Below are 21,095 nucleotides of genomic sequence, written 5' to 3'. Positions count from 1 at the left end.
CGCAGGTCGTCCCGTCGCAGAATGATCCTCCCGGCCCGCACCAGACAGGAGCGATATGACCACCCACCGCTTCGACGTGCACCCCTGGGGCGTCGGCTGGTCGTGCATGCGGAACGTCGGCTGGGAGGAGCGCGGACAGTCCCACCGGGAGTCGGTCTTCTCCCTGTCGAACGGGCACATCGGATGGCGCGGCACCCTCGACGAAGGAGATCCGAGCGCGGCCGCCGGCAGCTACCTGAACGGGGTCTTCGAAGAGCACCCGATGCCCTACGCCGAAGACGGCTACGGATACCCCGAGCACGGTCAGACGGTCATGCACGTGCCCGACGGCAAGGTCGTCCGCCTGATCGTCGACGACGAGCCGTTCGACATCCGCACCGGAGCACTCGTCGAGCACCGGCAGCATCTCGATCTGCGCACCGGGATCCTGCACCGCACGGCCACCTGGACCTCGCCCGCCGGCCGCACCGTGACCATCGCCTCGCAGCGCCTGGTGTCGTTCACCCACCGCTCGATCGCCGCGGTGAGATACGAGGTGACCGCCGAAGACGCCGCCGTCGACGTGACGCTCCTCTCGGAGATCGTCGCCGACGAGCCGCTGCCCGAGGTGCACTCCGACCCGAGGGTGATGGATGCCCTGCGCGACCCCTTCGAGCCGGTGGCCCACCACGGCGGCGGCGGTCGGGCCACCCTCGTGCAGCGCACCAGGCGCAGCCGGATCGCGGTGGCCGTCGCGGCCGACAATCGCGTCAGCATCTCATCGCGGGGTGCCGCGCCCGAGCCGCACACCGAGGTCACGGCAGACCTCGCGCGCACCTCCGTGCGCGTCCGGATCGAGCCGGGCGAGAGCGTCGCCCTGGTGAAGTGCGTGGGCCATGAGTGGTCGCCCTCGCTCGACGATGTCGCGCTGCAGGATCGCGCGGAAGCCGCTGTCGAGACGGCCATCGAGCTCGGCTGGGACGGGCTCGTCGATGAGCAGCGCCGGTATCTCGACGAGTTCTGGGCCCGGGCCGATGTGAGCGTCGACGGCGACGAGCGGCTGCAGCAGAGCGCACGTTTCTCGCTCTTCCAGGTTCTGCAGTCCGCGGCGCGCGCCGAGGTGCGATCGATCCCAGGCAAAGGACTCACCGGCGTCGGATACGAGGGCCACACCTTCTGGGATGCCGAGACGTTCGTGCTGCCGGTGCTCACCTACACCGCACCGTCCGCCGCGCGGGACGCACTGGTGTGGCGGCACTCCACGCTCGACCATGCGCGCGAGCGGGCCGAGCAGCTGCACCTCGAAGGCGCCGCCTTCCCGTGGCGCACGATCGACGGCCGGGAGTGCTCGGGGTACTGGCCGGCGGGCACCGTCGCGTTCCACATCAACGCCGACATCGCGGCTGCCGTCGTGCGCTATGTGCGCGCGACCGGCGACACGGAGTTCGAGCGGGAGAAGGGCGTGGAGATCCTCATCGAGACCGCGAGGCTGTGGTGCGCCCTCGGGCGCTGGGACGACGAGGGCGTGTTCCACATCGACGGCGTCACCGGGCCCGATGAGTACTCCGCCCTGGTCGACGACAACTTCTTCACCAACCTCATGGCGCAGCGAAATCTCCGGGCGGCTGCGGATGTCTGCAGGCGGCACCGCGACCGGGCATCCGGTCTCGGCGTCTCGCCGGAAGAGATCGCGCGGTGGACGACCACCGCCGACGCCATGGCCTTCCCGTACGACACCGTGCGGGGGATCCCCGAGCAGTCCGCCGGATTCAACTGCAAGGAGCGGTGGGACTTCGAGGGCACCCGCGACGACCAGTATCCGTTGCAGAAGCACTTCCCCTACTTCGACCTGTATCGCAAGCAGGTCGTGAAGCAGGCCGACCTCGTGCTCGCACTGCAGGTCGCACCGGACGCGTTCACACCCGACGAGGCCGCACGCGCGTTTGCGTACTACGACGAGCTGACCGTGCGCGACTCGTCGCTGTCGGCGTCGGTGCAGGCCACGGTCGCCGCTCGCGTCGGACAGCTCGACCTCGCGGTGGACTACCTCGCTGAGGCCGGCACCATCGACCTCGACGATCTGCAGGAGGACGTCGACGAGGGTCTGCACGTCGCCGCGCACGCCGGGGTGTGGAACGCGCTGGTCTGCGGCTTCGGCGGCATGCGCGACGACGCCGAGGCGCTGCAGTTCGCGCCGCGCGTGGCGGCGCCCATCACCGCCTTTTCGTTCGGGATGCTCGTGCGCGGCCACACCCTTCGAGTCGAGGTGCAGCACGACACGGTCACCTACCGGCTCGAGGGAGGCCCCGCGCTCGGCATCCGGCACTTCGGCGAGGAGGTCACCCTCGAGGCCGGGGAGCCTCGCCGCCTGAGCATCCCTCCCCTGCCCGATCCGGGGCCTCGCCCGTCGCAGCCGCGCGGACGCGAGCCGCGGCGAGCGGGAGCCGAGACCTGACCCGCCTCAGGCGCGACCCTGCAGGATCATCCGCCAGTAGATCTGCGGGAAGATCTGCCGGTCGATGATCCAGTTCATCCGGCTCTCCCGGTACGAGCTGCGCCACAGGGTCGGCTTCAGGCGGAGCCGGTCGTCGAATTCGGCGAACACCGCGGTCGAGCGTGAGACGGTGAACGGGCAGACGCCGTAGCCGTCGTAGGCGGATGCCGGATCGCGCCCCTCGAGAACCGCGCGGACGTTCTCGGCCAGCACCTTCGTCTGCGTGCGCAGCGCTCCGCCCGACTTGGAGTTCGTCGTGCCCGCCGCGTCTCCCAGTGCCCAGATCTCGGGATGCCGGGTGGAGCGCAGGGTGCGCGGGTCGACGGCGACGAATCCGTCGTCGTCGGCGAGGCCGCTGGCGCGGATCCACTCCGGCGCCTTCTGCGGCGGCTCGGCGATGAGCAGGTCGTAGTGCAGACTCTGCCGGTCGGCGCCGGCAGCGTCGAACACGACGGTGCGGTCGTCTGCGTCGACCTGGCGCAGCTGCGCGCGGTAGCGCACGTCGATGTCGTACTCGTCGATGCTGCGCTGCAGCTCGGCGTCGATCTCGGGGATGCCGAAGATCGTCGGCGTCGGCACAAGCAGCACCACATGGATGTCGTGCAGCACGTTCGTCGCCCGCCAGTACGCGCACGCCTGGTACATCGGCTTCTGAGCCGCGCCCGCGCAGGACGCGGGTCCTGGCGCCTGCACGAACACCACGGTGCCGGAGCGCACCGAGCGCAGCAGCTTCGACGCCTTCTGCGCCAGCGCGAAGTCGTAGTTCGAGGCCCCGTGCGGCGATCCCATCGCGTCGTCGAGACCGGGGACGGCATCCCAGTCGTTCCGGATGCCCGGGGCGAGGATCAGCTGGTCGTACCGGACGGTGTCACCGGATGCCAGATGCGCCCGCCGATTCTCGGGGTCGACCGCGCTGACGGCATCCGGAATCCACTCCACGCCGTGGGGGAAGACGTCGGCCTGCGGACGCACCGCCTCGCTCGCCCGAGCGGTGCCGCCCGCGATGTGCGAGAAGAGCGGCTTGTAGTAGTGGGTCTGCGATGGCTCGACGACGGCGATGTCGGTGACTCCGGCACGACGCAGTCGGCCCGCGACGGACAGCCCGCCGTTGCCTCCGCCGACGACGAGAACCCGGTGTGCCCGCTCGTGACCCTCGACTGTGGATGTGTCCTCGGCGCTCATGGAAGCCGACCGTAGGCGGCGGTGGCGTGCCCGGCGACGCCCTTGACAGCGCCGGCCGGGGTGGTCGGTCGCGCGCGCGGGGCGGCCACCTGCCGGATGCGACGTCACTTGTGTGCACGCCAGCGCGGATCTTCGTGCCCAACTGACCCCGCATACCGCGCGGGATGGAAAACGCTGGTCGCGGCTGCGGCTCACCGGCGTCTTCCATCTCCGGCGACGGCCGGTCAGCTGAGCAGCACGCCGATCGTGACGACGGCGCCGGTCAGCAGTAGCGCCAGGAAGCTGTAGATCGCGATCGTCCAGCCGCGGTAGCTGTCGGGCGTCGCCCCCTCCGGCGGCGGCACGACGGTCGGGTCGGGCGGCGGCGCGGTCAGGCGGGGGTCGGATGCCGGTGCCGGCACGGCTGCGAGCTTCTCGGCCGTCGTGATGCGTCGAGCCGCCCGCGTCGGCGCCTCTTCGGGCGGGGCGGGAGGGATCACCGGCTCGGCGAGCGCCGCCTCGGGGATCACCGCGTCCGGGATCGTCGGCTCGGGCACGTCGAGCTCGGGAACCACCGCCTCCGGCGCGTCGGGTTCCGCGACCGCGGGCTCCGGTACGACCGCGGGATCGGGCGCAGCGGCCTCGGGCGCTGCGTCATCGGCATCCCCCGACCGATCGCTCACGTCAGCCTCCGACCGCACCCGCGTCGCTCGTGCCGACGTCGGTGCGGTGGAAGTTCTGGAACGAGCGGGATGCCGTGGGCCCGCGCTGCCCCTGATAGCGATTGCCGTAGGGGCCGGAGCCGTACGCATTCTCGGTGGCCGAGGTGAGGCGGAAGAAGCAGAACTGACCGATCTTCATGCCCGGCCACAGCTTGATCGGAAGGGTCGCGACGTTCGCCAGCTCGAGCGTGACGTGCCCGCTGAACCCCGGATCGATGAACCCGGCGGTCGAGTGCGTGATGAGCCCCAGGCGTCCGAGCGACGACTTGCCCTCCAGCCGCGCCGCGACGTCGTCGGGCAGCGAGACCTGCTCGAAGGTCGCGCCGAGGGCGAACTCGCCGGGGTGCAGGATGAACGGCTCGTCGGGAGCGACCTCGATCAGGCGGGTCAGTTCGGGCTGATCCTCAGCGGGATCGATGAACGGGTACTTGTGGTTGTCGAACAGCCGGAAGTAGCGATCGAGGCGCACGTCGACGCTCGACGGCTGCACCATCTGCTCGTCGTAGGGAGCCAGCCCGATGCGGCCCGTTGCGAGTTCTGCCTTGATGTCGCGGTCGCTGAGAAGCACGTCTTCAGCGTAACGGTGCCCTCTGGCGGCAGCCGCACTATTCTCACCTCATGACACGGGCGCCGATGATCTCGATCGAGCTGCTGCTCGACGAGGTCAGCGAGGCAGCCGTGCGCGCGGAGTGGCAGGCCCTCGCCGCCGCCGGCCTGTCGAGCATGGCCGCGCACACCGCGCCGAGCAACAGGCCGCACGTGACCCTGCTCGTGCGCAGCGCGCTGGAGCACGTCGAGACCGCCCTGCTCACCGCCCGGCCGGCCTTCGCGGTGCGCCTGGGCGGGCCGCTGCTGTTCGGCGACGGCGACCGGCGGGTGCTCGTGCGCAGCGTCATCGCGTCGGCCGCACTGCTCGCCCTGCATGACGACGTGCACCGGGCGGCCGGGCCGGGCGACGACGCCCCGCACACCGCTCCGGGCGCATGGACGCCGCACGTGACCCTTGCCCGGCGGGTGCGGCTGCAGGATCTCGAGCGTGCGCTCCCGCTCGTCGGCGGCGAGATCACGGGCACGGCGAAGGCGCTGCGCCGCTGGGATGCCTCCACCCGCACCGTCACCGAGCTCGCCCGACTGGGCTGAGTCCGAGGCGAAGCACTCTGTGGTCGAACGCTGGCAGAGGCGTTGCCGCGCTGTGGCACGCATGTAACCGGCGCCTCCGTAGCGTCGAATCACAAGCTTCCCCACAGTCCACAGCCGCATCGGCCCACCAGAACGGAAACACCATGACCGAGATCACCACCACCACCACCGCAGCCACCAAGTCGCGCAAGCGCCTGATCCTGCTGCCGCTGGCGGGCCTGCTGGTCGCTGCGACCGTGGCCGTCGGCTCGGGTGCGGACTTCGTCGCCAACTCGGTCAACTCCGCCAACGCCTTCAGCAGCGGCACGCTCGCCCAGCAGAACTCCAAGTCGGGCAAGGCGATCTTCAACGCCTCGAACCTCAAGCCGGGCGACACCCTGAACGGCAAGGTGACCATCACCAACTCCGGCACCCTGCCCGCCGCGTTCACGCTCACCGAGAACGCCACCAACGGCTTCGTCAAGACGGAGAACCTCAAGCTCGTCATCACCCGTGCCGGCAGCGGCACCCCGGTGTGGTCCGGCACCTTCGGCGACCTGACGAAGGCCGGCGCGCTCGACCTCGGCGAATTCGCCGCCGGCGAGTCGCGCGACTACACCTTCGGCACCACGCTGGCGCAGACCGCCGACAACACCGAGCAGGGCAAGAACGCCTCCGCCGTCTACACGTGGGACTCCAAGCAGGCGGCCGCCACGGCCGTCAGCCAGTGACCACCCACCCTGACCCGGAGCATCCGGCATCCGTCCGCCGGGTGCCCCACCCCCGCTGATCACCCGAGATCGGCACTGATCACCCGAGATCAGAGGAGAAGAGCATGAGCCCCACGAAGACGACTCGCGCGATCGGCAGCACCCTGATCGCCGTCGCCGTCGCCTGCGCCATAGCGCTGGTGGGGCTCATGCTCGTCCCATCGCTGTTCGGCCTCGACCGCTACGTCATCACCGGCGGCTCGATGTCGGGCACCTTCGAGAAGGGCACCGTCGTCTACGAGCGCCAGGTGCCCGTCGCGGATCTGCAGGTCGGCGACATCATCACCTACGTCCCGCCCCAGGAGTCCGGAATCGACGAGCCGGTCACGCACCGCATCGTCTCGATCGACGACAGGACGGATGCCGAGGGCGGTCGCGTGCTGCGCACGAAGGGCGACGCCAACGACAGCATCGACCCGTGGACGTTCACGCTGGCATCCGCCGTGCAGCCGCGTGTCGAGGGCTGGGTGCCGGCGGTGGGCTGGGTGTTCATCCTGCTGTCGATGTCGGGAGTGCGGATGCTGAGCATCGGCCTTCCCGCCGCGCTCATCGGACTGATGTTCATGCGCGACCTCGTGCGTGCGCTGCGCAGCTGACGCATCCGCACCCGACCGGTCCTGACGAGGCCGCGGCTGACCGCCGCGGCCTCTTCTGCGTCCCCGCGGGGCGCGCCGGCGCCGATCGTGTCCCTGCTGAGGCTCGGCTGTTGCCGGGCTGTAACCGGCTGCTCCGTAACGTCGAAGCATGACCAGAACGAAGGGCACGCCGATGACCGGCACGGCGCTGCGCAACGTCGCGCTCGCCGCTCTGGCCGCCCTCCTGCTGGCCGTCTTCGCCCTGAACGGACTGCAGACCTCCTCCGCAGCCTTCATGTCGCAGTCCGCGAACGCGACGAACACGGCATCCGCCGCCGTCGACTGGACCCCGCCCACCGTCGGCATCGTCACGCCCGGTGCACCGCTGCGGGGGTCCGCGACCATCGCCGCCGACGCGGCCGACGCCGAGACCGGCATCGCGAGTGTCGTGGTGCAGTGGCAGAGCGTCGGCGCCGCGAGCTGGACGACGCTGTGCAGCACGGCATCCGCGCCCTACCGCTGCAGTTGGGACACGCTTTCCGCAGCCGATGGCGCGTACGACGTGCGCGCCATCGCCACCGACAAGGCGGGGTACGCCACCACCTCGGCGCCGGTGCGTGTCACCGTCGCGAACGCCTTCACCGTGGTGCTCGCCGACCTCGACGAGGCGGTGCGCGGCACGACACCGCTGACCGCGACGCTGACGGATGCCGATCCGCGGGCAACCTACGGGGTGCGCTTCGAGTACTCGGTCGCCGACGCGAACAGCTGGAAGAGCGTCGCCGGCTGCGCGAGCATCGCCGGCTCCGCGTCCTGCACCGTGAACTGGGCGACGACGTCACTGGCCAGCGGCGACTACGACGTGCGGGTCGTGGCGTGGCCGACGGCTCGTCCGACCGTGGTCATGATCTCGGAACTCTCGTCCGTCACGATCGACAACGTCGCACCCACCGCCACCATGACCGACCCGGGCAGCGTGCTCACCGGCACGGTCACCCTCGCCGCGACGCCGGCCGATGCGCACTCCGGTGTGGCATCCGTCGCCATCCAGTACCAGCCGAGTGCGGGTGGCGCGTGGACGACCGCCTGCACCATCGTCGATGAGCCGTGGTCGTGCCGCTTCAACACCGTGCCGCTGCCGTACGGCCGCTACTCGTTCCGCGCCATCGCGACCGACCTGGCCGGCAACAGCACCACGGCGGCCACGATCACCGGCCGCCTGGTCGACAACACCGTCTCGTCGATCTCGCTCGACGACCCGGGCGCGTTCCTCACCGGGACCGTGCAGCTGACGGCCACCGCGAACGCCTCGGCCGGAATCTCGTCGGTCGCGATCCAGTACTCCCCCGCGGGCAGCGGCAAGTGGTCGCCCGTGTGCACCCTCGCCGCGGCGCCCTACGGCTGCGCGTGGGACACCAAGACCGTCGCGGACGGCTCGTACGACCTGCGCGCCGTGCTCACCGACAGCCACGGCAAGCAGACCACCTCGGCCGTGCTCGCCGCCCGACGCGTCGACAACGCGCCGCTGCGCGGCGCCGACGTGCAGGCCGTGAACGGCGGCAAGGCCGGGGTGATCGACGCCGGCGACATGCTGGTGCTCACCTACAGCGGACGCGTCAACCCGGCGAGCATCGCGAGTGGATGGGACGGCTCGGCCCGCGCCATCACAGCCCGGGTGCGCGACGGAGGCATCACGAGTGGGTCCAACGACCTGTTCGACGTGCCGAACACCAACCTCGGCTCTGTCAACCTGCGCGGCAACCACGTCGGCCTGTGGACGACGGCACAGTTCTCGGCCACCATGACCGCCACCACCGAGACCATCAACGGCGTGCCCTCCACCGTCGTCCGCGTCGCCCTCGGCGGCCTGACCTCGGGCTCGGTGCGGACGGTCACCACGACCGCCGCGATGATCTGGACCCCCTCCGCCAACGCGACCGACCTCGTCGGCCAGCGCTGCGCGGCGACCCCGGTCACCGAGAGCGGCCCTCTCGACAAGGACTTCTGATGACAACGCCCGACCGTCCTGAAGAGCCTCTCGATGACGTTGATAGCCTCGAGCATGTGGGACGACACATCCTCGTGGTGGAAGACGATGACGGCATCGCGGTGCCGCTGCTGCGCACCCTCGACCGCGAGGGGTACGACGTCGAGCGCGTCGCCGACGGCGCATCCGCGCTCGCCCGTGCGGGAGCAGACATCGATCTGGTCGTGCTCGACCTGGGCCTGCCCGACATGGACGGGCTCGACGTGTGCCGCCGACTGCGCGAGCAGGACTTCGCGGGCGGGATCGTCATCCTCACCGCGCGCGACGGCGAACTCGACCGCGTCGTCGGCCTCGACGTCGGTGCCGACGACTACATCGCCAAGCCCTTCGCTCTGGCCGAGCTGCTGGCGCGGCTGCGCGCCCTGCTGCGACGCAGCCCTGCCGCTGCGGCGCCGCCCTCCGCGGAGCGCGCGGCCGCGGCATCCGCCTCTCCCGCCGCACTCGTCATCGACGTCGCCGCCCGTCGGGCGCTCGCCGGCGACCGCGAGCTGCCGTTGAGCACCAAGGAGTTCGATCTGCTGGCCCAGCTCGACATGCAGCGCGGCACCGTGGTGACGCGCGAGCGGCTGATGGACGAGGTGTGGGACGCGAACTGGTTCGGCTCCACCAAGACCCTCGACGTCACCGTCGCCCGCCTGCGCCAGAAGCTGGACGCGTCGGGCGCCGACGTGCGCATCACCACCCTGCGCGGCGTGGGCTTCCGCCTCGACGAGGGCGCGCTCGATGCATAGACGACTCATCGTCGCCTTCCTCACTCTCGCCGTCGCCATCATCGCGCTGTACGGCGTGCCGCGGGTGCTGATGGTCGCCGACCTCGTGCACGCCTCCGAGCAGCAGTACGCGAAGCGCATGGCGAGCATGGTGGGCACCGTGATCGACGCCGGAGGCGACGCCGCCGCCGTCGACGAGAAGCTGCTGGCCGGAATGATCATCTACGGGGAGAGGGTGGCGTACACCGCTCCCGACGGCACCACCGTGACCACCGGCGCCGACGCCGAACCCGACGACATCACCGGCACATCCGTTGTTCGCGGCGGCGGCACGGTCACCTTCACGCGGTCAGGCGAGATCGTGAACGAACGCGTCTCGAAGGCCGTGACACCGGTCATCATGATCGGCGTGGGCCTGCTGATCGTCGCGACCGTCGCCGCGATCCAGCTCGCCCGTTCGCTGTCGCGACCGTTCCTGCGGCTGCTCGACACCGTGCGCGAGATCGGCAGAGGAAACCTGCGGCCGCCGAAGCAGAGCCTCGGCGTGCCGGAGGCGCGCGCGATCGACGCCGCTCTGCGCGAGAGCGCGCAGGCCCTCGAAGACCGGCTGCGCCGCGAGCACGAGTTCGCCTCGAACGCCTCGCATCAGCTGCGCACCCCGATCACCGCGCTGCGCCTCGAGCTCGAGGATCTGTCGCTGTGGCCCGAGACTCCGCCCGTCGTGCGCGATCAGCTCGACCACGCGGTGCGTGAGATCGACCGACTGTCGGATGCCATCGCGCAGCTTCTCGCGCTCGCCCGGGGCGACACGCCCGGAGCGACCACCTTCGAGCCGCTCGCTGAGTCGCTGCACGAGTCGGCCGCGCGCTGGCAGGCACAGGCGGATGCCGCCGGGCGCGCCATCCGCGTGGCGCGGATGCCCGACGGCCTCGGCGAGGCCCCGGCTGCGGCGTCGCAGATCATCGACGTGCTGCTGCACAACGCGCTCCGGCACGGCCGCGGCGACATCACGATCGACGCCGAGCGGCGAGCCGAGTACGTCACCGTGCAGGTCGGGGATGAGGGCAGACGCCCGCGCGGCAACTCGATCTTCCAGCGGCGAGCGCATCGGCGCAGCGACAGTGCCGGCGAGGGGATCGGCCTGGCCCTCTCGGTCGAACTCGCGGAGAGCCTGGGCGGGCATCTGCTGCTCGACGGATCCTCCACGACGACGTTCTCGCTGATGCTGCCCGCCCGCGGGTAGCGAGCGGATGGCCCGCGGGTTCTCCGGTGATCCGGCGCTCGGATGTCCGGCCATCCCGAGACGCCCGCTATGATGGCAGACGCGCCGCAAGGCGTGCGGGGCTGTAGTTCAATGGCAGAACTTCTGCTTCCCAAGCAGATAGCGCGGGTTCGATTCCCGTCAGCCCCTCCACATAGTTACTCCCAGGTCAGCGTACGTTTTTAGCGCTAAATATCCCCGGTGAAGTCACGCCTCCAGCCCCTGCCGTGCCAGAGACGTGCCACTAGGGCTCAGTTCATCAGCAGTGCACGCCAGCCCGACATACGAGCCGCAGACGGTGACGCACCATAGTCTCCGGCGCTATGATGCGAAAACCACCCACGACGAAAGAGTGCGCAATGTCGACCCAACCAGCGACGCTTCCCAACGTGCCCGCCCTTCCGCTCACCGACTACGCGACGTACCGCAACCTCGCTCTCGGCGTGATCGAATCCACCTATCCGAGTGCGCTTCCCGAGTACTTCGCACCGAAGCCGACGTCCGGCTCGGTGAACTTCACAGCCGCCTGATGCCCGTCTGGAACCAACTGCTCTCGGAGTTCGAGGCCGTCTCACCGGAGCAGAGGGGGCTGTGGATCACTAACCAGTTCGCTACGTGGCTCGGAAAGGTATCGGCACTCCGCAAAGACAAGAACGTAATCATCTATGGTTCAGCGTTCTTGCAGAAGCAGGACGTTCCTGCGTCGTTCGTGAGTATTACCCACGAGGACCTCAACGGCCTTATGGCGGTAATCAAGGGGATGGAGTTTGAGAAGGGCCTCACTCTCATCCTTCACACGCCCGGCGGCGTGACCAACGCCACAGAGTCACTCGTTGACTACCTCCACGCGAAGTTCCCGTCAATCGAGGTGATCGTTCCGACCTTCGCCATGTCGGCTGGAACCATGATCTCGATGGCCGCGGATCGAATCGTCATGGCACATCACAGCCAGTTGGGGCCGATCGACCCGCAGATCCCGACTGTTGCGGGCCGCAGTTACTCCGCCCAGACCATCGTTGACCAGTTCGACGCGGCCAAGGCAGACATTGCACGCGACCCCATTTTCGCCCACGCCTGGGCTCCCATCCTGGCCAGTCTGGGGCCCGGCTTGCTGAAGGAGTCCAGCAACGCGCTGGCTTACTCAGAGAAGATGGTCGCGAACTGGCTAGAGAACTACATGCTGGCAGGTGATGCCGACGCGTCAACGAGGGCGGCGGAGATCGCCAAGTATTTCGCTGACAACTCTCACCATAAATCGCACGGTCGGCGGATCGGGCGGGACGAAGCGGCCGCGCAAGGCCTGGTGATCGAGGAACTCGAAACGAACCAGGACCTCCAAGAGGCCGTACTAACCGTCTACCACCTGATGACGATCTGGTTCGAGCAGACGAACTTCACCAAGATGATCTGGGGCACAACGGGAAATCAATGGCTCAAGAACTGGGGCGGAACCGCATAGGGACCTATGTCCCAGGCATCTCCAGTCGGAGAACGGCTTCTAGTCTCGGGGCGTGCGTGCGTATGACCGACCCGACAAGAGCATCCATCGCTCCCGCGAGTACCGCGTTCCGCTCCTCCGCCGCGTGCTGATAGATGAGCGCCGCACGCGCGGTGCGATGACCAGCACGTGCCATGAGTTCGCGCGTCGTGCCACCGGCCTGGGCGGCCAGGGTGAGCCCGGCGTGACGGAGGTCATGCACGTGGAATTGACCTAGCCCGATGCCGCGGGCCGCTTTCCGCCAGGCATGGCTGAGGGCGTTTCCGGTAATGCCTTCCCCGTCCCGCCGGGGGAACATGGGTGACTTCGGGAATCCGGTGGTGCTGGCCAGATGCGCCTCAACCTCCGCGGCGATACTCGGTGGGAGCACCACCGTGCGAGCCTCGCCCGTCTTCGTGGGGGTGATGGTGCCCTGACCACGGACGTAGATGCGCTGGCGCTCAACCCGTAGGGCGCCGTTCACGTAGTCGCCCCGCTGGAGCGCTTCCAACTCCCCGATTCGAAGGTGTGCGCCGAACGCCACCCGGATCGGCAGGTGCCACTTCTCCGGCATGGCGGTGACGATGTCAGCCAGGTTCTCCGGGGAGAGGTACGGGCGCTCCGGGTCATTGACTTGCCCGGCTCCCTCGATCTGGCAGGGGTTCTCGCTGATGAGCCGGTCCTTCACCGCGGCGTTGAGGATCGTGCGGAGGAGGCTGTACGCCTGGCGGAGGCGGGCTTCTCCGGTGGCCCCGGGCCGGTTCTTGACGGCCTTCTGGAGCGTCTTCCGAGTCCGGGTGTACCAGGCACGCACGTCCGCGGGCGTGATGGCGGAGAGGGCGCGGTCGTGGAGCCCGGCGAGGGGCCCGGCGAGAAGGTCCTCGTAGAGCGCCTGGGTCTTGGCCGCGAGGCGTCCGCGGGTGCCACCGTTGGCCACCCATTCCGCGGCGTAGGGGCCAAAGGGCTGGAGTCCGGCGCGGTGGTCCCGGTAGGTGCCGCGCATGCGGTCCGCGCGAACTCCGGCGATGTGGTCCAGCGCCTCCCGCTTCGTGGGGAACGTGGTCGGCGCGGTCATGGCCCTCCCGGCGGGGTCTGGGTAGCGGCCTTGCCACCGACCGGAGGGGAGTTGCCGGACGCTCCCGAATGCCTGTCGGTTCGCCTTCTGTCGCCGCTCTGCCATGACTCTCTCCGTCCGGTCCAGGTGGTTACAGTCTGTAACCAAAACCCCTGTTCAGAGGGTCATTCCCTGTTTGCAATCCACTTTACAGCCTGGTAGCGTCCTGCACAGCGACGGGTGGAGCCCGCGCGGCGCATCCAGCGCCCCATACGGGTGGAGCCCGGTGGAACGACATGAGCCGAAATCTCGTTCCCGGAGGCACCTATGCCCACCACCGCCGCACCCACCATCACGCCCAGCGCCGCCCTGGCGGCCGTCCGCGAGAACCCGCCCGCGTTCCTCAGCGTCCGGGAGGCCGCCGTCATCCTGGATCGCGCCCCCAGCCGCGTGTACCAGTTGATCGCCGCGGGCGCAGTCCCCGCCCAGCGATTCGGCCGTGCCGTCCGTATCAGCACCGCCGCGTTCCTGGCCTTCATTGACGGCGAGGCCTGAGATGCCGCTCCACGGGGACGAGCACGCCACGGCCAGGACCTACGCCGGAGCGCACCGGACGTTGAAGCGGCTTCGTGGCTCCGCGGTCGGCAAGCCGTGCGCCGCGCCGGGGTGCCGCCGCCTAGCGGATGGTTGGGGCCTCATCGGGCACCCCACCCACATCGGCCCGCACCCCGACCATGGCCGCACCGTGCGCTGGAGCATCCGCATCTTCACGGACTACGCCCCGCTGTGCTCCTCGTGCAACAACCTCCGCGACCACGGCGGCTCCTGGGATTTCTGTCCTCGGGGACATTCCAGGCTGGCCTATGGCCGGAGCGGTGGCAAGTGCCGCGGATGCCGCCGGGATGCTGAGCGCGCCAGGACGGCCGCGGGGCGCGCCGCAGGGCCCGCCGCCCAGGCTGGCGCGTCTGAGGTCGCTGACGGGGCGGTGAGCGCTCCGTGAGCCGCGCTGACGGATTCGCCCGCGTGCCGGACTGGGTGACCCGCCACGCGCGACCCGCCCTCGGCATGAGCCCCGCGGACCTCGCCGCTTACGTGGTGCTGGTCAGCCGATCCAACGCACAGGGCCTCACCCGGCCGCCCTATCCGCTCATCGCGTGGGAGGCAGGGATGAGCGAGACGACCGCGGCGGCCGCCGTGAAGCGCCTCCTGGGCTGGGGCCTGGTGGAGGTCGTGGAGCCGGGACGGCAGAACCACGCGACCGTCTACCGCCTGGTGGACCGCCCGGACCTGCCGCCCGTGCCGGACCGGCCGCTGTCGAAGTCCGAGCGCCGGGCCCGCACCCGCCGCTCCCAGACTCCCGCCTCCTGGGAGTCTGGCGATGCGGCGAGCGCTCAGGCTCCCAACTCCCGGCCCCAGGCTCCCAGCACGCGGGTGTCCGGACTACCGGAATCCGGTAGCGAAGTAGACACAGAAGTAGACACAACTCAAGTAGCAGTGGCCCAGCGTGCGCTGGGCGTCCGCGCGGATCGAACACCGGATGCCGGATACCTCGACGCCCCCACTCCTGCACAGGTGACGCTCCTTCAGGACCTCCACATCCTCAGCGGCCTCGGCATCCCCGGGACGGACCGGGTGGACGGCTGGGCACGCCTGACCTCCCGAGACGCCACCGCCCTCGTCGCCCTCTACCAACGCGACATGGATCGTGGGGGCGGGTACGCCGGCCCGTGGGCCGGGGATGACGACTACGACGCGCTCAGCGCCGAGGGCCAGCGCTGGGCGGATGCCGCCATGGCCCCGCAAGACCTGATCTGAATGGAGCACACGATGTCCACCTGCACACCTATCGAGCACACGGCCGTGGCCGCTCTGCCCGCCGCCGCAGTGCCCGCCCTGCCCGCGGACATGGACCCGGCCGAGTACGCCCTCGGGGATGCTCCGCGACCGCGCCGCCGGGCGAAGCGCCTGGACCGGCTCACCCGCCGCGCTGAGGCGTTCGTGCTCCACCGCACGGGCGTGGACATGACCACCATCGCCCAGCGGATGGACGTGCACCCCAAGACGGTCCAGCGGTGGATTCGGGAGGAGGTCCAGCGCATCCCCGAGGAGGAGGCGCAGGCCATCCGCGCCATCGAACTGGCACGCCTGGACGCCATCCTGGTGCCGCAAATGCGCCTGGCCCTCGCAGGAGACGGCTACGCGGTAGACCGCGTGCTGAAGATCATGGAGCGCCGGGCCCGCTACCTGGGCCTGGACGACGCCAAGCCGGGCGGGTTCGAGCAGGTCGGGAGCCTCCTCGACCGCCTGGTGTTCGGGCTGGACGGCCAGCCGTGACCGCCGCGGAGAGCACACGTGCTGGTCAGCGGCCGCCAGCGCCCCGTCAGTGCCTCGGCACTCCGTCCGGCCACCACCGGGCGCCCGCGACCCGTGAGGAGCGCTGAGCCATGGTCTACGCCGCGCCCCCCACACGCCCCTGAGCACGGCGCGGGACCGTCAGCGCGACGGCATGCCCGCCTACCAGGCCGCGCTTGACACCATGCCGCCACGGCACGCCGCCGCGGTGCGCGAGTACGTCGCCGCGGTGCACGCGGAGGCCGCCGCCCGCCGCATCGAAACCAACCGCCTCCAGGCGGCTATCAACCCCCGCAATAGCGGGAACCACCACAAGAACGGAGCATGACCATGACCGCCACCGAACGCATCACCGTGTACGTCCAGGCCCGCCGCGCACTCGGGACCACCGCCACCCTCCAGGACCCGCACTTGACACCCGAAGGCCTCCGTGCCCGCCAGCGTGCCGACGTGGAGAGCATCCGTGCCACCGTCCGCGCCGCCATGCCCGCCGAGCCCACCGCGCCGGACCGCGCGCCCGTGCTGGACACCCTCCGCCCGCAGACAGTGTACGACCACGCCACCCTGACCCGGGAGCGGGAGAAGGTCCGCGCCCTCGTCTACGCCGGACAGGACCCCTCGCAGGGATTCGAGCGTGAACCGGGCATGCGCCTCCAGGACGTGATCGCGAACGCGGATCGCACCCGCCTGGCCGCCATCCTGGACGACCTGGAGGTCATGCCGCACCTGCTGGTGCATGATGACCGGGACCGGCTCCTCGCCGCCTATGAGGGCCTGATCTGGGACCGTCTCACCCAGGTGGACCCGGCGGCCCTCACGGTCGCTGAGGAGGAGCGTGCGGCCGCGGAGCCAGCGGCATGGCGTGCCGTCCTCTCGGACCTCGCGGACCACGGGGAGGCCACCCAGGAATCGCTGTCTCTCCTGCACCGCGCGGACCCGGACGCCTACCGGCTACTCATGGACGGTGACCGGGTGCACATCGACATGCCCGGCTCCCAGGGCGGCATCCCGCTCCTGCTGGAGGGCCTGACGCCCTCCGAGGCGTAGCCCACCCCACAGACTGGGGCGGTCCGGGTGGTGGAACCGGGCCGCCCCTTCTTCGTGCCCTCCAGGCACCAAACGCAACCCCATGTCGGAGTGCTCCGGCCGCCCTGTCATCCACACCCCGTTACCCCTGCCAGCGCTGGCCGTGGGTCCGATCCCCAGGGCCTGCGACCGTGCCAGATTCGTGCCATTAGGGGGCTATCCGTGCCAGTAGACGGCTATACGGGGCTGGAGGGATGACACCGGATAACCCGCCGTTCCGCGGGAGGCAAGTACCGTGCAACCTGCTTCCCAAGCAGACAGCGCGGGTTCGATTCCCGTCAGCCCCTCCATCTGTAGAGTCTTCCTGAATGAGCCATCGGCTAAGGGGAGAGATGAGCACTGCGGGCACGATCGCAGCGATCGACCTGGGCAAGACCCGATGCCGTCTTCTGATCAGCGGCGATTCTCACCAGGTCACTCGCACCGGTGACGGAACCCCGGGCCTCGCCGCTCCGGGCGGAGTCGAGTCGGCCGCTGCCGCGATCCTCGCACTGCTCGAACCCGGGCCGATGCCGCGCGCCCTCGGTGTCGGTGCGGCCGGCGCGTGGACGGCCCCGACCGCCGCACTCGCGCTCGCCGAGACACTGGCCGCGGCGACAGGCGCGAACGTCGCTGTGGCGTCCGACGTGGTCACGGCGCACATCGGCGCCCTCGGCGGCGCTCCCGGCGTGCTGCTGCTCGCGGGCACCGGAGCCGTCGCGCTCGGCGTCGACGCCGACGGCGTCCGCCTCGTCGACGGGTGGGGGCCCGACATCGGCGACTTCGGCAGCGGTTCGTGGCTCGGGCGGGAAGCGGTCCGCGCGGTGCAGCGCGCCGCTGTCGGACTGGGACCTGCGACCACCCTGCAGCAGGCCGTCGCCGCCCACATCTCCCCCGCCCCCGATGCGCTGTCGTGGACGCTCACTCAGCAGCCGCTCGCGCGAGCGCTCGGCACCGTGGCGCCGCTGGTGCTCGACTGCGCCGAGCACGGTGACTCCGTCGCCCTCGAGATCGCGACCGAAGCCGTCCGGCTGCTCACGGCATCCGCCCTCGCCGCCTCCGCCTCGGCGCGCGAGGTGGCGCTGCACGGCGGGCTCACCGAGCACCTCTGGTTCCGCGCGAGACTCGAAGACTCCCTCTCGAACGGCGGGCGACGCGTCGCCCCGACCGTCGGGGATGCCCTGACCGGCGCTCAGCTCATGATGACCCGCCGCGACCTCCCCCACGAAAGGTTCGTGCACCGTGCCGACTGACGACAGCTCCCTCTCCGCCCTGCTCGGAGTGCTCTCGAGCCTCGACACCGAGGCCTCGACGCCCGAACGCGGCGACCTCGACATGCTCGGCACCGAAGAGCTGGTGCGCAGCATGAACGCCGAGGATCGGCGGGTGCCCGAGGCGGTCGCCGCGAAGACTACCGAGATCGCCGCAGCCGTCGACGGCATCGTCGATCGCTTCCGGCGAGGCGGACGACTCATCTACATCGGCGCGGGAACCGCGGGGCGCATCGGCGTGCTCGACGCCAGCGAATGCCCGCCGACCTTCGGCACCGACCCGTCGATGGTCGTCGGACTGATCGCGGGCGGCGAGTCTGCCATCCGCTCGGCGGTGGAGAACGCGGAGGACGACGATCGGGCCGCGGAGGAGTCGCTGCGACAGCTCGAGCTCTCGGCGGATGACACCGTCGTGGGCATATCGGCATCCGGTCGCACACCGTATGTCGTCGGGGGCCTCACCTTCGCACGAGCCGCCGGGGCGCTCACCGTGGCGGTCGCCTCGAACGCGGGCTCGGCGATCGGCGCCGCGGCCGAGATCGCGATCGAGGTCGTCACCGGACCGGAGTTCATCTCGGGATCCACTCGCCTGAAGGCGGGCACGGCGCAGAAGCTCGTCGTCAACATGCTCAGCACCCTCTCGATGATCAAGCTGGGCAAGACCTACCGAGGTGTCATGGTCGACCTCGTCGCGACGAACGAGAAGCTGCGTGCCCGATCGATCAGCACGGTCTCGCGCCTCGCCGGGGTCGACATCGACGAGGCCGTGGCCGCGCTCGACGCGGCCGACGGCTCGGTGAAGCTGGCGCTGCTCATGCTGATGACGGGCGCTGCGGCGGACGCTGCGGCGGACGCGCTGCGGCGCACCGACGGCATCCTGCGCGACGCCATCACCGCGCTCAGCTGAGCAATCAGCCGAGCGACCGGCCGCGCGCTATTCGCCGACGCGCAGCACGCTCAGCCGCATCTCGAGTTCCTCGAGGCGATCCGCATCGTTCCGCTCCAGTGCGAGGCGACGCAGGTGCTGAAGCTTGACGATCTCGTCGGCTCGGGTCGCGGTGCCGTCGTGCAGCCGCTCGATCAGCGCCTCGTCGAGGCCGCTCAGGTCATCTGCGTTCTGCTCGCTCATGAGCGCACTCTACCGACCGCCTCGGCCGAATCCGAGGGCAGAGCTGCACTCTTGCGGCAGCGTTAAATTCAGGCGATCTTCAACATCGGATCGGTCGAAGGTTCGCCTGTTCCTGCACTTAGAGTCGCCTCATGGCCGAGACGACCTCCTCCGACACGACGACGCGCACGGTGCGCGCCGCCTATTTCGTGTCGGACAGCACGGGCATCACCGCCGAGACCCTCGGCAACGCCCTGCTGGCGAACTTTCCCGGTCTGGTGTTCGTGAAGCACACGGTGCCGTTCGTCGACGCCGTGGACACAGCCACGACGGTCGCCGGTCAGATCGCGCAGGACGCGGCCAACGGACTCGAGCCCCTGGTGTTCACCACGGCGAAGAATCCCGCCGTCCGCACCGTGCTCACCTCCGCACCCGCGACGCACATCGATCTGCTGAGCGGCCATCTCAGCGAACTCGCCGAGGCTCTCGGCACCCCGCCTTCCGAGCAGCTCGGTCAGTTCCACACCCTGGGAGACGCGACCGAGTACTTCGCCCGCATGCGGGCCGTCGAGTACGCGATCGAGCACGATGACGGTCAGAGCAGTCGCGCCCTCGACCTCGCCGACGTGATCATCGTCGCCCCGAGCCGCTGCGGCAAGACGCCGACCACCATGTACCTCGCCCTGCAGTACGGCCTGCTGGTCGCCAACTACCCGCTCACCGACGACGACTTCCCCACCGACGAGCTGCCACCGCTGATCAGGCCGTACGCGGCTCGCTGCTTCGGCCTCACCACGACGCCGCTGCGCCTCAGCCAGGTTCGGCACGAGCGCCGCCCCGATTCGCGCTACTCGAGCCTCGCGCAGTGCACCACCGAGCTGCGTCGTGCCGAGAGGCTGTACGCCCGCAACGCCATCCCGTTCCTCAACTCCTCGACGAAGAGCGTCGAGGAGATGTCCGCCGTGATCCTGCACTCCCTCGGCCTTCGCCGCTGACCACCCTCAGACGAAAGAGCTCCTCGTGACCAACATCCTCTGGTTCGATCAGATCGGAATGACCGACCTCCCCCAGGTGGGCGGCAAGAACGCCTCGCTCGGGGAGATGATGTCGAATCTCGCCGATCTGGGCGTGCGCGTGCCGGGCGGCTTCGCGACGACTGCGGATGCCTATCGGCGCTTCCTCGCGCACGACGGGCTGCGCGAGCGCATCCGCGACGCGATCGCGGGCCTTGACACCGACGACGTCACGCGGCTCGCCCTGGTCGGCACCGAGATCCGCACCTGGATCATCGAACACCCTCTGCCGGCCGACCTCGAGCGCGACATCCGCGACGCGTACGACCGGCTCGTGGCGACGGATGCCGATCCCGACGGCGTCACGTGGGCGGTCCGCTCGTCCGCCACGGCCGAGGATCTTCCGGATGCCTCGTTCGCCGGCCAGCAGGAGACGTTCCTCAACGTGGGCGGCGTCGAGAACGTCCTCACCGCAATCCGCGCCGTGTACGCCTCGCTGTACAACGACCGGGCGATCGCCTACCGCGTGCACCACGGCTTCGATCACGACGACGTCGCCCTGTCGGCGGGCGTTCAGCGGATGGTGCGCTCGGACGTCGCCTCGTCGGGTGTGATGTTCACCGTCGACACGGAGTCGGGCTTCGATCAGGCGGTGTTCGTCACCAGCTCGTACGGACTCGGCGAGGCCGTCGTGCAGGGCGCGGTGAATCCCGACGAGTTCTACGTGTCGAAACCGGCGCTGCGTGCCGGTCGTCCGGCGATCCTCAAGCGCTCGGTGGGCGAGAAGGCGATCGCCATGCGCTACACCGACAGCACGGAGGTCGGCGCCAGCACCGCCTTCGTCGACGTTCCGGCCGAGGACCGCCCCCTGCTGTCGATCACCGACGCCGAGCTCACCGAACTCGCGCAGCACGCGC

General features: G+C 69.9%; 23 protein-coding genes and 1 tRNA gene. 19 read left to right on the top strand and 5 right to left on the bottom strand.

The features are described 5' to 3' along the window. Window positions 1-55: 55 nt before the first annotated feature. Window positions 56-2,434, top strand: coding sequence for a glycoside hydrolase family 65 protein (locus BFN01_RS06950; RefSeq protein ID WP_071642978.1), 2,379 nt, complete (start codon window positions 56-58; stop codon window positions 2,432-2,434). A 6-nt stretch (window positions 2,435-2,440) separates the two neighbouring features. Here the strand turns inward: BFN01_RS06950 and BFN01_RS06945 are convergent, their stop codons facing one another. The 3 genes from BFN01_RS06945 to dcd all read right to left on the bottom strand — a co-directional run bounded on the left by BFN01_RS06945 (window position 2,441) and on the right by dcd (window position 4,924). Then, the gene (locus tag BFN01_RS06945) at window positions 2,441-3,655 is read right to left on the bottom strand and encodes an NAD(P)/FAD-dependent oxidoreductase (protein WP_071642976.1); all 1,215 of its coding nucleotides are present in this window, start codon (window positions 3,653-3,655) and stop codon (window positions 2,441-2,443) included. A gap of 224 nt (window positions 3,656-3,879) precedes the next feature. Continuing rightward, window positions 3,880-4,317 (bottom strand): hypothetical protein, encoded by a 438-nt coding sequence (locus BFN01_RS06940; protein ID WP_071642974.1) that lies wholly within the window; start codon window positions 4,315-4,317, stop codon window positions 3,880-3,882. A 1-nt stretch (window position 4,318) separates the two neighbouring features. Beyond that, window positions 4,319-4,924 (bottom strand): dCTP deaminase, encoded by a 606-nt coding sequence (gene dcd, locus BFN01_RS06935; protein ID WP_071642972.1) that lies wholly within the window; start codon window positions 4,922-4,924, stop codon window positions 4,319-4,321. Window positions 4,925-4,974: 50 nt separating this feature from the next. On the opposite strand from dcd, the gene BFN01_RS06930 reads away from it, so the two are divergent. The 9 genes from BFN01_RS06930 to BFN01_RS06895 all read left to right on the top strand — a co-directional run bounded on the left by BFN01_RS06930 (window position 4,975) and on the right by BFN01_RS06895 (window position 12,297). Continuing rightward, complete coding sequence (locus BFN01_RS06930) at window positions 4,975-5,496, top strand: 2'-5' RNA ligase family protein (protein ID WP_071642970.1); 522 nt, start codon at window positions 4,975-4,977, stop codon at window positions 5,494-5,496. Window positions 5,497-5,639: 143 nt separating this feature from the next. Beyond that, window positions 5,640-6,206 (top strand): CalY family protein, encoded by a 567-nt coding sequence (locus BFN01_RS06925; RefSeq protein WP_256221060.1) that lies wholly within the window; start codon window positions 5,640-5,642, stop codon window positions 6,204-6,206. A 104-nt stretch (window positions 6,207-6,310) separates the two neighbouring features. Next, complete coding sequence (locus BFN01_RS06920) at window positions 6,311-6,841, top strand: signal peptidase I (protein ID WP_071642968.1); 531 nt, start codon at window positions 6,311-6,313, stop codon at window positions 6,839-6,841. Between the two features lie 148 nt (window positions 6,842-6,989). After that, window positions 6,990-8,828, top strand: a complete 1,839-nt coding sequence (locus tag BFN01_RS06915; protein ID WP_083428688.1) for an Ig-like domain-containing protein — start codon at window positions 6,990-6,992, stop codon at window positions 8,826-8,828. Between the two features lie 56 nt (window positions 8,829-8,884). After that, on the top strand, window positions 8,885-9,598 hold the full coding sequence (locus tag BFN01_RS06910) for a response regulator transcription factor (RefSeq protein WP_256221059.1): 714 nt from the start codon (window positions 8,885-8,887) through the stop codon (window positions 9,596-9,598). Beyond that, window positions 9,591-10,820, top strand: coding sequence for a HAMP domain-containing sensor histidine kinase (locus tag BFN01_RS06905; RefSeq protein WP_071642966.1), 1,230 nt, complete (start codon window positions 9,591-9,593; stop codon window positions 10,818-10,820). Before BFN01_RS06910 ends, BFN01_RS06905 begins: the two co-directional genes overlap by 8 nt. Before the next feature lie 97 nt (window positions 10,821-10,917). Further along, window positions 10,918-10,991 (top strand) — tRNA-Gly (locus BFN01_RS06900). Window positions 10,992-11,197: 206 nt separating this feature from the next. Continuing rightward, window positions 11,198-11,368, top strand: coding sequence for a hypothetical protein (locus tag BFN01_RS15475; RefSeq protein ID WP_177243828.1), 171 nt, complete (start codon window positions 11,198-11,200; stop codon window positions 11,366-11,368). After that, window positions 11,368-12,297: an ATP-dependent Clp protease proteolytic subunit gene (locus BFN01_RS06895; RefSeq protein WP_071642964.1), complete on the top strand. Its 930-nt coding sequence runs from the start codon at window positions 11,368-11,370 to the stop codon at window positions 12,295-12,297. Before BFN01_RS15475 ends, BFN01_RS06895 begins: the two co-directional genes overlap by 1 nt. Window positions 12,298-12,301: 4 nt before the next feature. Here the strand turns inward: BFN01_RS06895 and xerC are convergent, their stop codons facing one another. Continuing rightward, on the bottom strand, window positions 12,302-13,390 hold the full coding sequence (gene xerC / locus BFN01_RS06890; RefSeq protein ID WP_177243827.1) for a tyrosine recombinase XerC: 1,089 nt from the start codon (window positions 13,388-13,390) through the stop codon (window positions 12,302-12,304). 306 nt (window positions 13,391-13,696) lie between these two features. On the opposite strand from xerC, the gene BFN01_RS06885 reads away from it, so the two are divergent. The 7 genes from BFN01_RS06885 (at window position 13,697) to murQ (ending at window position 18,964) form a co-directional block, all read left to right on the top strand. Then, a complete protein-coding gene (locus BFN01_RS06885) occupies window positions 13,697-13,924 on the top strand; it encodes a helix-turn-helix domain-containing protein (RefSeq protein ID WP_071642960.1) in 228 nt (75 codons plus the stop codon). Between the two features lie 441 nt (window positions 13,925-14,365). Then, window positions 14,366-15,184, top strand: coding sequence for a TrmB family transcriptional regulator (locus BFN01_RS06875; RefSeq protein WP_143187189.1), 819 nt, complete (start codon window positions 14,366-14,368; stop codon window positions 15,182-15,184). A 12-nt stretch (window positions 15,185-15,196) separates the two neighbouring features. Then, entirely contained in the window at window positions 15,197-15,703 is a 507-nt protein-coding gene (locus BFN01_RS06870; RefSeq protein ID WP_177243826.1) for a helix-turn-helix domain-containing protein, read from the top strand. A gap of 172 nt (window positions 15,704-15,875) precedes the next feature. After that, window positions 15,876-16,049: a hypothetical protein gene (locus BFN01_RS15470; RefSeq protein ID WP_177243825.1), complete on the top strand. Its 174-nt coding sequence runs from the start codon at window positions 15,876-15,878 to the stop codon at window positions 16,047-16,049. A 2-nt stretch (window positions 16,050-16,051) separates the two neighbouring features. Continuing rightward, window positions 16,052-16,768, top strand: a complete 717-nt coding sequence (locus BFN01_RS06865; protein WP_071642950.1) for a hypothetical protein — start codon at window positions 16,052-16,054, stop codon at window positions 16,766-16,768. Between the two features lie 371 nt (window positions 16,769-17,139). Next, window positions 17,140-18,039, top strand: coding sequence for an N-acetylglucosamine kinase (locus tag BFN01_RS06860; RefSeq protein WP_071642948.1), 900 nt, complete (start codon window positions 17,140-17,142; stop codon window positions 18,037-18,039). Beyond that, on the top strand, window positions 18,029-18,964 hold the full coding sequence (murQ, locus tag BFN01_RS06855) for an N-acetylmuramic acid 6-phosphate etherase (RefSeq protein WP_071642946.1): 936 nt from the start codon (window positions 18,029-18,031) through the stop codon (window positions 18,962-18,964). Before BFN01_RS06860 ends, murQ begins: the two co-directional genes overlap by 11 nt. A gap of 27 nt (window positions 18,965-18,991) precedes the next feature. Here murQ and BFN01_RS06850 read toward each other — a convergent pair whose 3' ends face one another. Further along, a complete protein-coding gene (locus tag BFN01_RS06850) occupies window positions 18,992-19,186 on the bottom strand; it encodes a hypothetical protein (RefSeq protein WP_071642944.1) in 195 nt (64 codons plus the stop codon). Between the two features lie 131 nt (window positions 19,187-19,317). Here BFN01_RS06850 and BFN01_RS06845 point away from each other — a divergent pair, with 131 nt between their 5' ends. Both BFN01_RS06845 and BFN01_RS06840 read left to right on the top strand, forming a co-directional pair. After that, entirely contained in the window at window positions 19,318-20,160 is an 843-nt protein-coding gene (locus BFN01_RS06845) for a pyruvate, water dikinase regulatory protein (protein ID WP_071642942.1), read from the top strand. A gap of 25 nt (window positions 20,161-20,185) precedes the next feature. After that, on the top strand, window positions 20,186-21,095 hold a 910-nt coding region (locus tag BFN01_RS06840), incomplete at its 3' end, for a PEP/pyruvate-binding domain-containing protein (RefSeq protein WP_305728268.1).

Source organism: Microbacterium sp. AR7-10 (genome assembly GCF_001878835.1).
Taxonomy (GTDB): domain Bacteria; phylum Actinomycetota; class Actinomycetes; order Actinomycetales; family Microbacteriaceae; genus Microbacterium; species Microbacterium commune.
The sequence above is the reverse complement of the archived record's forward strand: the minus strand, read 5'-3'. Positions and strand labels throughout refer to the sequence as shown.

Coding starts and splice junctions, on each gene's coding strand:
- BFN01_RS06925 (WP_256221060.1), top strand. CDS start 5,640: ATGACCGAGATCACCACCACCACCACCGCAGCCACCAAGTCGCGCAAG.
- BFN01_RS06870 (WP_177243826.1), top strand. CDS start 15,197: ATGTCCACCTGCACACCTATCGAGCACACGGCCGTGGCCGCTCTGCCC.
- BFN01_RS06850 (WP_071642944.1), bottom strand. CDS start 19,186: ATGAGCGAGCAGAACGCAGATGACCTGAGCGGCCTCGACGAGGCGCTG.
- BFN01_RS06930 (WP_071642970.1), top strand. CDS start 4,975: ATGACACGGGCGCCGATGATCTCGATCGAGCTGCTGCTCGACGAGGTC.
- BFN01_RS15475 (WP_177243828.1), top strand. CDS start 11,198: ATGTCGACCCAACCAGCGACGCTTCCCAACGTGCCCGCCCTTCCGCTC.
- BFN01_RS06950 (WP_071642978.1), top strand. CDS start 56: ATGACCACCCACCGCTTCGACGTGCACCCCTGGGGCGTCGGCTGGTCG.
- BFN01_RS06945 (WP_071642976.1), bottom strand. CDS start 3,655: ATGAGCGCCGAGGACACATCCACAGTCGAGGGTCACGAGCGGGCACAC.
- BFN01_RS06920 (WP_071642968.1), top strand. CDS start 6,311: ATGAGCCCCACGAAGACGACTCGCGCGATCGGCAGCACCCTGATCGCC.
- xerC (WP_177243827.1), bottom strand. CDS start 13,390: ATGACCGCGCCGACCACGTTCCCCACGAAGCGGGAGGCGCTGGACCAC.
- BFN01_RS06885 (WP_071642960.1), top strand. CDS start 13,697: ATGCCCACCACCGCCGCACCCACCATCACGCCCAGCGCCGCCCTGGCG.
- BFN01_RS15470 (WP_177243825.1), top strand. CDS start 15,876: ATGCCCGCCTACCAGGCCGCGCTTGACACCATGCCGCCACGGCACGCC.
- BFN01_RS06895 (WP_071642964.1), top strand. CDS start 11,368: ATGCCCGTCTGGAACCAACTGCTCTCGGAGTTCGAGGCCGTCTCACCG.
- BFN01_RS06905 (WP_071642966.1), top strand. CDS start 9,591: ATGCATAGACGACTCATCGTCGCCTTCCTCACTCTCGCCGTCGCCATC.
- BFN01_RS06845 (WP_071642942.1), top strand. CDS start 19,318: ATGGCCGAGACGACCTCCTCCGACACGACGACGCGCACGGTGCGCGCC.
- BFN01_RS06860 (WP_071642948.1), top strand. CDS start 17,140: ATGAGCACTGCGGGCACGATCGCAGCGATCGACCTGGGCAAGACCCGA.
- BFN01_RS06865 (WP_071642950.1), top strand. CDS start 16,052: ATGACCGCCACCGAACGCATCACCGTGTACGTCCAGGCCCGCCGCGCA.
- BFN01_RS06915 (WP_083428688.1), top strand. CDS start 6,990: ATGACCAGAACGAAGGGCACGCCGATGACCGGCACGGCGCTGCGCAAC.